Here is an 11,816-nt window from a genome sequence, read left to right as displayed (position 1 = left end):
TACTTAAACAAGAATTCTTAGAGGGAATAAGCATTAAGGATTTACAGTTAATGCGTTTATTGGTTGCTGAGTCAATTGATATTTACAACACGGAAAGACCACATTATTCAAATTATTATGAAACGCCTCAACAGATGCATAATCAATCTAAAATCAAAATGAGAACATATAAAAGCAAAATAGCATCACAAAAATGTGATGCTATTTAATAAATTGGTATCCTTGTAAAACTGTATCGCTATTTCAGGACGACACAAAATATTGAAGTGATCTGTCAATTTTCAAATTGAAATTACTGTGCTTTGATCACTTGTATGGTTTCGGTTTTGTATGCAGAAGCAATTTTAACAAGATACACACCCGCTGCATACTGGGTGCCTAAGGTGAATGAACCGCTTGCAACTTTTGTTTCAATAACAGCACCAATTGAATTTATAACAGTGATGGAAGCTGTTCCAAATGCATCGGGAATTGAAACCGTTGTGTAATCTGCAAATGGATTGGGTGCAGTGCTTACAGAAGTAACATCAGTTATTGCTGCAGTTGCTTCGCTTTCATCTGCTCCGATTCTTGCTGTTGGTGGCGTGTTTGTGAATATAACAGCATACGCACCGGATTGATTTACCAGCACCAATTCATTCGTGTTGTAAATATTTGCAAAGAAGAATCCTTCAAATCCCGGGAAGCCCATCGAACCATCGATGTAAATTTTAGGCGATGCTTGTCCGAATGAATTGAATCCATACGCAGGAATATTTGTGTACCAACGTGGCGAACCGTTATTAGTTTGCAAAGAAAACTGCCATAGTCCGTTGTTTACAAGATCCCAGTTGATCACGGATAAAGACACGTTGCTTAAGTTTGGTCCGCCGGTTCCAACAGAATAAACATACTTGAAATTTTTGATGAGTGTTGGGATTGGCGTGCTACGCGGGATGCCAAACTGTGTAAACAAATTCTGATTCGGATTGTACTTAGTTACCTTTGCATAATCAAATGTCACTTTTGTATTTACAGCATCGCTGGCAGCACCTGCACACAAGCCAACTGAAATGGTAGAGTTCATGTCAATGGTATAGGTTCCCATCTGTACCCACGTTACGCTGTCTCTTGAACAGTAGCTTGTAAACGTATTTCCCTGTCTGGTTATTTTCAACCAATTGTCGAGTGTGTAGATATGCCTGTCTTTTATGTTTTGTGGATCACTGATTGATCCGCCATCTGTTGCAGGTCTTAATTGATTTACAACACTGTTGAAAGGGGTTTTTAAGATCGCAAAGTTTTTCGATCCTGCTGCAGTAGTTTCACGCATCATAATACCTGCCTTAGACCAATCGGTTGGTTTATTCATGTCTTTAATATGCGCTACAATTTGTCCATCACCTTGTAACGATTGATAAATGAAGTTAAGACCATCGCTGTTATAATAGATATCATAACTACCGGATTCCAATCCGAAGACCCCGTTTCTATAGCCGGCTGTACCAGCGTTCCGCGTTGCCCCAATCTCTGTATTCACCCATGGTGAAGGCAATAGATCTGCAGTAGGTGCTTTTTTAAATGTTGCTGTGATAGAGTGCGAACCACTTACACCAGTGAATGTATACGACGATTGCGCACCGATTGAAGCACCATCTATATAAACTTTATCAACCTGATAACCGATGTCTGCAACAATGCTGAAGTATTTGTTTTGATTGTTTATATAACTTAATGCTCCGCTAGGTATGATCGTGCCGCCGTTAACAGCATTCAATTGAGAGCTGATGGTATTTGGTCTGCCTTGAACCGTGAACGACATCGTTGCACCAACCGCACTGATGTTTGTAATTGTTAAACCTGTTTCATTTCCATTCTTCCATCTGAATGGATGTGAAGCTGCAGAGAATACATTTGTGCTGCTGTTGTCAAACAGATCATTTGCATCGCCACGCACATGAAGTTTTCCGCTGCCTTCATCGTGCATCTGATCCAGGCCATCCGCCTGTATTAGATGTATGATTGGCGCTTCTCCATTTGATGTAACCGTACCGCCTTCTTCATCTACATAATAAATAGCCAGACCTTGATCCGGAGCTACTGCGGATTGATAATATCCGTTGTAGATGTGTGCAACAATCAGGATGTATTCTTTTGGATTGTTGACGTTGGAGTATTTGTACACCTGATTGTAACTGTTTGCAGTAACAGAATAGGTTTGTGTTGTTGTACCTGTAATAACATCTACCTGATTTGTCCAGCCCTGTATATAACGCAATCCCGGGTTGATTGGCATTGGTGTTTCTGAACCCGCACTTGCCATTACACAGAAATTTCCTAAGTTACTTACATTCGTTCTGTAGTAATCGGTCCAGCCAAATAAGCTATGACCCATTTCATGGCACGTAGTATTTATTGTTTGGTTTGAATATGCGTCACGTATGCTGATGCTTCCTCTTTTAATTTCGAGTGACTGTCCATTGTTTTTTATGAACGCACCTTCAAAACCAAATGAAAATCCACCGCCTTTGTAACCTCTGGTAAGAATGTTCAAATGCCACAATCCCCCTTGTGTAGGATGTACTGTTAAATTCTGAAATCCATTTGGAAACTGTAAATTAATTTGTTTGATAATGTGTGGAACAATGCTGTCGCCGCCTGCACCACCATCTAAGTAATAAGCAAATGTGCCGGGTAGTTTTACTTTTACTACAGTACTGTTAATGGTGATTTTTCCATTGGTTTGCGTGTAGAAAAAATCTTTTACAGAACCGTTGGTATTCCAGAGATTGTAACCCGGTTGATTCATTAACAATGAAATGGTATCCTTTGAAACGCCAAAGGAATAATCAGAAAAGTCGGTAATGACCGTGAGGCCATTGATGACAGTTGTTTGAGCGTTTGCTATTTGGAAAAAAGATCCAATAGTCATACTCACAAGGAGTATTAGTTTTTTCATAGCTTGTTGATTGATTAGGTTGAAAATATGATTGAAATAAAATAAATCACATTGAGTTTTTTTCGGTTAGTCGTTACTCAATGAAAAATATATATAAATGTAAATGCTGGAAAATATAAAAAGTTATACAAAAGATAATAAATACTTATGCTGCCTCAACATTCTTGATAAAGCACAAGCAGATAATAGAACGATGATATTCATGAACATCTTTTTAAAAAAATCTTTTCTAAAGATATTCATGTACACTAGAGTATATATTTTTGATACATTAGTTTTTAATATTTGATTGACGATAGAGATTAATTCCGGGAAGGATATAAACGGACAACAGTGAATCAATAAGAAGTCAACACATTTGCTCTTTTTCTATATACTTCAAATATTACTATTTATAATTATTAACTATCTTATAATTAAGTTAATAATGAATTTTATGCAGACGTAATATTTCGCCTGTGCTATTTTTCTACCTGCTCATTTATACGTATTTTTAGTGCTATGAAAATTGTTGAAATAAAGGATAAGGCTGACAAAAAAGCCTTTTTAGAATTACCTGTAGGATTATATAAAAATGAAAAAAACTGGATCCGTCCGTTGGATGCAGACATCGAAGGAATTTTTGATAAAGAAGTAAATAAATATTTCCGTCATGGAGAAGCAACACGTTGGTTGTTGTACAATAATGAAAATAAAGTGATCGGTCGCATTGCTGCCTTTATTGATAATAAAACAGCTAAAACATCTGAATACAAAACAGGTGGCTGTGGTTTTTTTGAATGCATAGATGATCAGGCAGCTGCAAATCTGTTGTTTGATACAGCAAAGAATTGGCTGATCGAACGTGGCATGGAAGCCATGGAAGGTCCGATAAATTTTGGTGAACGTTTGCAATGGTGGGGTTTACTGGTGGATGGTTTTTATGAACCGGTGTATGGCATGCCGTATCACATGGCTTACTACAGACCGCTTTTCGAAAAGTATGGTTTCAAAGAATATTATCAGCAATATACGTTTCACCGTTTTGTAGAAGGCGATCTTCCTCCGATCTATCAGGAAAAGGCAGATCGCTTGGCGCGTGATCCGGCATATGTGTTCAAGCATATTGAAAAAAATAAACTGGAGCAATACGGCGAAGATTTCAGAACCATTTATAATAAAGCCTGGGCCAAACATGCCGGTGTGCGTGAGATGCCCAAAGCACAGGCCATGGCAATGATGAATCAGTTAAAGCCGATTCTGGATGAAGAGATTGTATGGTTTGCCTATTACAACAATGAACCGATTGCATTTTTTATCATGATTCCGGAATTGAATCAGATCTTTAAACACCTGAATGGAAAATTAAAAGGGAAGTGGGACATCGTTGCGAAGCTGAAATTCCTGTATCACAAATACACAGGTTCATGTAAAAAAATGTTTGGCGTGGTATTCGGTGTGGTTCCTGAGTTTCAGAGCAAGGGACTTGAAGGTGCTATTGTAATGGCTGCAGCCAAGGTTGTACAACCAATGGGGCGATATACCGAATTTGAAATGAATTGGATTGGAAGTTTTAATCCAAAGATGACTAAAGTTGCAGAAGCAGCGGGTGGCAAGATTCGTAAGGTACACATCACGTATAAATATATTTTCGATCAGACAAAACCTTTCTACCCAATGAAGGTGATTGAGTAATTTGAAAGTAAATCCAAAAAAACAAAAGACAAATTCCAAACTGCTAGCAATATGAAAAAGGCACTTTTAATTCTTTTAGTAATTCCGTTTTTCTCATTTCTTTCTCCCGATTATAAAACCTCTGATTTTATAGGGAAATGGAAAGGAGAAGATAAAGGTGAGATCGGTGTCATTACGTTTGACAACGAAGGCTACGCATCCTTTGAGATAGGCGGCGAAATAATGGGCGGGAAAGAACAAACAAATGAGGAGGGCACATTTAGTATGACTTATAAAATAGATGCTGCTGCTCAGCCCATACATGTTGATTTTATTATGACAAATGTTAAAACAAAGGAGGAAGTTATAATGTTCGGCATCGCAAAATTTAAAGATATAGACAATATGTATTTGGCGGTTGATGCAGATACCGGAACGAGACCTGCAGAATTTGACACAGAGAATACAATACTTTTAAAAAGGGTGAAATAATACATACGTGTATTGACCGAATGCCATAAAGCTTCAGGTGTATCAGTTGTAATGTTCGTGAGGGGCATAAAAGAGCCTGCCATTGAATATGTGTAAGCACAAGGAATTGCCGTGAAGGGTTGGTGGAAATGAATGTAAAAGTATTGATTATGAATCTGAGTAAAAATTTTATTGTTAGCATAATTATTTTTTTTAAGTGTGTCATGTTAAATGCTCAGGTAAACGACACAGTAGTTATTAATGGTAAGTATAATGTCAATAAAGAATATTATAAAACTGTAATTTATTCCAATACATCTAAGAAAAATAAAATTGGAGAAGTTTTGTATTATAAAGGAATGCCGATAAGCGATACGGTATGGTATGTGTATGATTCTTTTGAATGTAATAAACCGTATCTGCAAATTTCGAATAAACCTAAAAATTATTTTTATGATGTTCATTCTAAAAAAGCTGTATTAGATTTTTATTTTGATTCTAGTGAACATTCTTATTATTTATATTCTGAAAAACAGCAGATATTACGCGATGGAAAGAAATACTACTTTGTAAGTATTTGTGATTCGGTTGTAGTTGAGATTGAAAATATTTACGATGTGCAGGGTGTAGATAAATCATCTGTGTTTGTAAACTCAAAAGCAGGAACAACATTATATGATTTCAAAAATCAACAACAAATATTTTATCCGAATGCTGCATACTATACTAATTTGAATTGTTTTTGTTTTCAGGATAGTGCTTGTTACCGTTATGATGGTACTAATTCAAATTCATTATATAAGTTGGATTTTACGAATGTGATATCAAATCCGTATTCTAGAAATTGGATTGTTAAAAAGGGTGATAAATTTGGACTGATTGATCATTTCCCCAATAGTTTTAAGGAAGGCGTTTTTGAAAAGTCTAATGGAGGATTGCCTGCACCTAAATATAAGGTGGTTATTGAATATACGTTTGATTCTCTTTACCGATTTTCCTATCCGGCTTTAATTTCTAAAAAGGAAAATAAATTTGGTTTGATCTATGCGGACGAAGAAATTTTGAAGCCCATATATGATTCTATATATGAACAAGGAGCTTTTTACATATATAGAAATAAAGTGGATGGAATAAATAAATATGGATTGGTTTATAATAAAACTGTTTTAACAGAGCCAATTTTTTCAGCTGTAATAAACACATATGGACATTATTATTTGGTACAGGATGTTTCTAAGGATAGTTCTTATGTATATGCTTTTGATGCGGTAAGCCAATCCAATAGAGGAACTATAACAAATCAACTGATTGATATCGGTAAGGGCAAATTGCCAAAAAATATACATTGTTATAAAATGAAGTCGTATATAAATAGTTTTGAGAAGGAATTTTATATGCTAAATGGAGATCCCGTATATAACAATAAAGTATTTTTTATTAGCTCAACGGATAAAGTGTATTATTTGATTTATGATTCGAAAGTTATTCATTCTTTTAAAAAGAAAAGAGGTGATATATTAATGTCTGTTAAAAATGTATATGATTCAAATGGTAACAGAGTAACAAGAAAGAATGATTCTGAATATGTGTCCACGCAGTTTTTATTCGAATTTAAAAACAAGAAAAAAATACATAATGCGTATTATTGGTATTCAACTCAATCAGGATTTGAAAAATAGATTTTAATTTAAAAAAAGTATATACATATTGTCATGAATACCAACAAAAACGCTTCACTTGGTTTTGTTTTTATTACGTTATTAATAGATGTAATCGGTATCGGAATTATTATTCCGGTTACTCCCGATCTGATCAAAGATCTTACAGGAGAAGGACTCAGTGAGGCTGCTCAATACAGTGGCTGGCTAATGTTTGCTTATGCCATCATGCAATTTTTCTTCTCGCCAATACTTGGCGCCTTGAGTGATAAATATGGCAGACGTCCGATACTTTTGTTGTCGTTACTCGGCTTAGGATTCGATTATATTTTCTCTGCATTTGCTCCAACCATCGGCTGGTTATTTGTTGGTCGTCTTTTGGCAGGTATCAGTGGTGCAAGCTTTACAACAGCTACGGCATACATTGCTGATATCAGTACACCTGAGAATCGTACACAAAATTTTGGACTGGTTGGCGTAGCATTTGGACTTGGTTTTATTATCGGTCCGGTGATTGGTGGTGTTACCGGCGATTGGTGGGGACCGCGTGCGCCGTTTATGGTTGCTGCAGCCTTTACCTTATTAAATGTGTTGTATGGATATTTCTTTGTGCCGGAATCTTTACCGAAAGAAAATAGAAGAACATTTGAGTGGAAACGAGCAAACCCGATCGGTTCTTTGTTGCATTTAAAAAAATATCCCATCGTAGCGGGTTTGGTTGCTGCAATGTTTTTGTTTTTTATTGCGGGACATGCGGTACAATCTAACTGGACATTCTTTACAGAATATAAATTTGAATGGGATAAGAAAGAGGTCGGCTATTCATTAGGTTTTGTAGGTTTAATAGTTGCCATTGTACAAGGCGGTTTAATTCGCATCATCATTCCTAAGATCGGACAAAAGTGGGCTGTATACATCGGTCTTGTTTTAAATGCGTTCGGCTTATTGTTATTTGCTTTTGCTACAGAAGGCTGGATGATGATTGCCATATTGATTCCGTATGCATTGGGAGGTATTGCCGGTCCTGCGCTGCAAGGTATTACTTCTGCACAGGTGCCTGCAACCGAACAAGGCGAATTGCAAGGTGCATTAACTTCTCTGATGAGTGTAACATCCATCATTGGTCCGCCATTAATGAATAACCTGTTTTCGTATTTTACAGGAGAAGGCGCACCGATTGAATTACCCGGAGCTCCTTTTTTATTAGGAGCATTAATGATTGCTGCAAGTGTTTATCTGAGTGTGCGAACCTTGAGGAAGTACGAAGGATAATTTTACTCTTCGTTTAATTTTAAATACGTATAAAATGACAAAATGCTTTTGGGTTATCCTGCTGATAGGTATAATTTCGATCTCTACATTTGGACAAAACAATGTTGTGATTCCGGATTTAAATTTTAGAAATGTTTTAAAAAATAAATATCCTACATGTTTTAATAGCCGGGACGAGTTAGATATTACCTGCACGGAAATCATTAAAGAAACAGAACTTGATGTAAGCGAGAATAACATAATTGATCTGACAGGGATCGAGTATTTTAAAACATTAAGAGTGTTAAACTGTTCTCAAAACGGATTAATCATTCTGAATAATTTACCTGAATCATTGACTGAATTAAATTGTTTTCACAATCAAATTCAACAAATACTTAAATTACCTGATGGCTTGACAGAATTAATATGTTCAAAAAATAGAATGCCGACTCTGCCGAAGTTACCTCAAAATCTAAAAGTACTTTCGTGTTTTGATAATGTGATCTGGACGCTTCCGGATTTACCTGAGACAATTATAAATTTAGCTGTTTCCGGAAATAGATTCACTGCTTTACCTGCATTGCCTGATGGTTTAAAGACATTGGATTGTTCAAATAACAAACTGACTGTTTTGCCAGATTTGCCGACTGATCTGGAGCAGCTGTTTTGTAGTAAGAATGCGCTCACAAAGCTTCCCGCACTTCCGGTAAATCTTAAAATTTTAAGCTGCAATACAAATGGTTTAACGGAAATTCCTGTATTACCTGTTACACTTAACTATTTGGATTGTTCGTTTAATAAAATAAAAATCATTCCGGACTTACCACCAATGCTTCGATATTTTAATGCAAGTAAAAATCCATTAAAACAAAAACCAGTCAATAAGCATCCGGATGTATTAAGGAATTTTATCTTAGAATAAAAAAAACACTTCAAAAACAAAAGGTCTGAATATAACATTCAGACCTTTTGTTTTATCCGGTAAGATCCGTTACAAATGGATCTTATTAAGAAATATAAGATTACTCTACAATAACTTTCACTACCTGTGCAATTCCGTTTTGTGTAACATACACTACGTGCATGCCTTTATTTAAAACGGTAATGGGAGTTTCAGCTTTATAGGAAGCATTGGTATATACCAATTGGCCAAGTGTATTGTAAATTTTTACATCATACATACCTGTGCCTGAAAGTGCAAATGATTCTGCTGCCGGATTTGGATATGCAGTAAGCGAACTTTTTGCAACACCTGGAATGATTGCTGTTGTAATACTTGGTGTTATTTCTACTTTGTCGCCGCTTTCGTTAGATGTTACATATACTGCCGATTTGAGTGATCCGTCTGTTGCTGTTGTACGTGCTGTAGGCAACGTTATTGTACAGCTTACAAGTACTGATGGAGCCGCTGTTTCTGAAAAGTATACGGTTACAGGATTTGCAGTGTAGTTTGAGATGATAGATCCTCCCCATACAAACCATGCGTATGTTGCACCACTATATGAAGGAGCTGTAAATGTGTAATATCCTTTACCAATAGCAGGAGCACTTTGCCATACAATATCAAAATCTTTATTTTTTACATTCACGGTAAACTTTGTACTGTCATTCGAACAATCCGGATTTGTTGCAATAATATAATAAGTACCCGGTGTTAAATTGTTTCCTGAAACAGGTGATTGCAATGCAGCATCTGAATAAAAATCGAATACAGTACCTCCATGCGCAACACTGAAATTATCTAAATACAATTTTTTAAATACATCTTTCGTGAATACATCGTTAATACCATAGTAGTCGCCTTCAACCGTATAATTTGCCGCTCCGCCATAATTATTTTTTGTGAGTACAAGATCTGTAGTAATTAATTTGGTAGGCACTTTTAATGAAGGGGTGTAGGTATAATTTGTACAAACACCTAATGCAACATTTGGCTGGTATACAATTTGAAGTTGAGGGAAACGCGATGTTTTGTCAACCATCTCTGTCATATCCATTGTGGCAGGATCAAACGTTGTGCCTGGTCCACCTAATAAGCTTTTATTCGTGAAAGTCATTTGCGCTAGGTCAGTAGCTGAAGCTACATTGCCATCAAGATATACATAAGGAGTAATGTCAATAATGTCATCTCTGCAAACGGATGGCATGTTTTTAATTTCTAACTTCAGACACGGTGTTTCATTTACAATTACATAAATGCTGTCGTAATAATAATCATGAGGATCGCATACTGCCACTTGCACTCTGATTTTGTATTTTCCTTTACCAACAACAGACCATGTATTATTTGAACTTATAGGCGCTTCAGTTCCTATTGATTGATCTGTAAACAAAATGCGTTCATTAAGGCTTGTAAGATCGTTTTGGCTACTGAAGAAAATAAATTTAGCGAAAAAGTCAGAAGTGAAATTTACAGTTGCATTTTTTTCAACCGTGTATTTAAGTGTATCAACAGTAAATAAAGCAGTAGGAGGTACTGTATTATAAAGGAATACCTGCACGCCTGAATTATGAAAATCAGTTGCATTCATTTTTTGAATAAACACAGCCGTGTAATCACTGTAGTGTATGCTGGTTAATTCATCTGTAGTAATCACAGCTCCTTCTAAACGAAACATTTTATACATGCTTGCATTGTCGCTGGGATCATTGAGATCATGTATACCGGTTTTTTTAATAATGTCTGCAACTGTAATCGTTGAATCCACACACGAATACATATAGTTCCCATTATCGGAGACAACATAGGTGCCGGTTGTTTGCGCAATAAGTGAAGTTGACAGAAATAAAACAGAAAGGATTATCAAGAGTAATTGTTTTTTCATAGCGGATAAGTATTAATAAATAAACCAGTCATTATATCCTATTTTGGAGAAAATGAACCAATTTAAAAATACGAATTCTAATTGATAAGGTTAGTCTATCTAGAGAGGTATTTATTCAATAAAATATATTCATTAAACAAATACCTTAATTTTAGTACGAATACCTTGTACTAAATTATTTTATAATAAAAAATCAGTTTTAAAATATACAATTGTTAAGTGTTTCTGAATCGAATGTGTTTGTAAGTTCAATTAATATTTATTCATCTTAAATAAAATTATAAGGAAAATTTTTGAATACGAATAAGTGAAATACTTTTGAATATTATATCATACTTGTACTTAAATAATTACTCCATCTTTCATTTCAATAATACGATCGGTGCGTTTTGCAAAGTCGCCATCGTGGGTAACAATTAATAATGTTTGTTTAAGTTCTTTGGTTAGATCTTTAAAAATATCAAAAACCAAATCACTATTTTGTTTATCGAGGTTACCTGTTGGCTCATCGCCCATAATAATAAGTGGATCATTTATTAAAGCACGGGCAATTGCTACGCGTTGTTTTTGTCCGCCACTTAATTGATTGGGCATTTTCAGCATATGGTCTTTCATGCCAAGTGTATCTAAATGTTTGGTTGCTCTTTGTTCAATTTCTTCTGCAGAATATTTTCCAAGTTTTAATCCGGGGATCATAACATTTTTAAGAATAGAAAATTCATTTAACAAATAATGAAACTGGAATACAAAACCAATTTTTTCATTTCGAACCTGAGCTAATTGTGCATCGTTTTTTCCTGTCAGTAATTCGCCATTCAAATACAATTCACCTTTATAATCCGTATCCATAGTCGAAAGAATATACAACAAGGTAGATTTTCCACAACCGGATTTTCCCATTACCGAAACAAATTCGCCATGACGAACAGTAAAACTTAAGTTTTTAAGGATTTCTATTTTTACAGGATCATTAAAATCCTTGCAGATATTTCGTGCATCTAAGATAAATTCTGACAT

Annotated in this window: 9 protein-coding genes; 6 read left to right on the top strand and 3 right to left on the bottom strand. The window is 35.4% G+C overall.

The window, feature by feature from the left end:
- A partial coding sequence (locus tag A3EE_RS0106650; protein ID WP_018342661.1) for an IS3 family transposase occupies positions 1-209 on the top strand: 209 nt, incomplete at its 5' end.
- Positions 210-292: 83 nt separating this feature from the next.
- On the opposite strand, the gene A3EE_RS0106645 is transcribed toward A3EE_RS0106650, so the two are convergent.
- Positions 293-2,938 (bottom strand): T9SS type A sorting domain-containing protein, encoded by a 2,646-nt coding sequence (locus tag A3EE_RS0106645; RefSeq protein WP_157446919.1) that lies wholly within the window; start codon positions 2,936-2,938, stop codon positions 293-295.
- Between the two features lie 501 nt (positions 2,939-3,439).
- Here A3EE_RS0106645 and A3EE_RS0106640 point away from each other — a divergent pair.
- The 5 genes from A3EE_RS0106640 (at position 3,440) to A3EE_RS20125 (ending at position 8,896) form a co-directional block, all read left to right on the top strand.
- A complete protein-coding gene (locus tag A3EE_RS0106640) occupies positions 3,440-4,612 on the top strand; it encodes a hypothetical protein (RefSeq protein ID WP_018342659.1) in 1,173 nt (390 codons plus the stop codon).
- A gap of 51 nt (positions 4,613-4,663) precedes the next feature.
- The gene (locus tag A3EE_RS0106635; RefSeq protein ID WP_018342658.1) at positions 4,664-5,083 is read left to right on the top strand and encodes a hypothetical protein; all 420 of its coding nucleotides are present in this window, start codon (positions 4,664-4,666) and stop codon (positions 5,081-5,083) included.
- 203 nt (positions 5,084-5,286) lie between these two features.
- The gene (locus A3EE_RS0106630) at positions 5,287-6,741 is read left to right on the top strand and encodes a hypothetical protein (RefSeq protein WP_018342657.1); all 1,455 of its coding nucleotides are present in this window, start codon (positions 5,287-5,289) and stop codon (positions 6,739-6,741) included.
- Between the two features lie 33 nt (positions 6,742-6,774).
- Positions 6,775-7,992 carry a TCR/Tet family MFS transporter gene (locus A3EE_RS0106625; RefSeq protein ID WP_018342656.1) on the top strand — a complete coding sequence of 406 codons (1,218 nt, stop codon included), beginning with the start codon at positions 6,775-6,777 and terminating at the stop codon, positions 7,990-7,992.
- A 34-nt stretch (positions 7,993-8,026) separates the two neighbouring features.
- Complete coding sequence (locus A3EE_RS20125; RefSeq protein ID WP_018342655.1) at positions 8,027-8,896, top strand: NEL-type E3 ubiquitin ligase domain-containing protein; 870 nt, start codon at positions 8,027-8,029, stop codon at positions 8,894-8,896.
- Positions 8,897-8,996: 100 nt separating this feature from the next.
- On the opposite strand, the gene A3EE_RS0106615 is transcribed toward A3EE_RS20125, so the two are convergent.
- Together A3EE_RS0106615 and A3EE_RS0106610 are read right to left on the bottom strand one after the other, a co-directional pair.
- Positions 8,997-10,799: a T9SS type A sorting domain-containing protein gene (locus A3EE_RS0106615; RefSeq protein ID WP_018342654.1), complete on the bottom strand. Its 1,803-nt coding sequence runs from the start codon at positions 10,797-10,799 to the stop codon at positions 8,997-8,999.
- 342 nt (positions 10,800-11,141) lie between these two features.
- A complete protein-coding gene (locus A3EE_RS0106610; protein ID WP_018342653.1) occupies positions 11,142-11,816 on the bottom strand; it encodes an ABC transporter ATP-binding protein in 675 nt (224 codons plus the stop codon).

The sequence above is a fragment of the Cytophaga aurantiaca DSM 3654 genome (genome assembly GCF_000379725.1).
In the GTDB taxonomy this organism is placed as follows: Bacteria; Bacteroidota; Bacteroidia; order Cytophagales; family Cytophagaceae; genus Cytophaga; species Cytophaga aurantiaca.
Note: the sequence above shows the minus strand (reverse complement) of the source record. Positions and strands in the feature narration are given on the sequence as shown.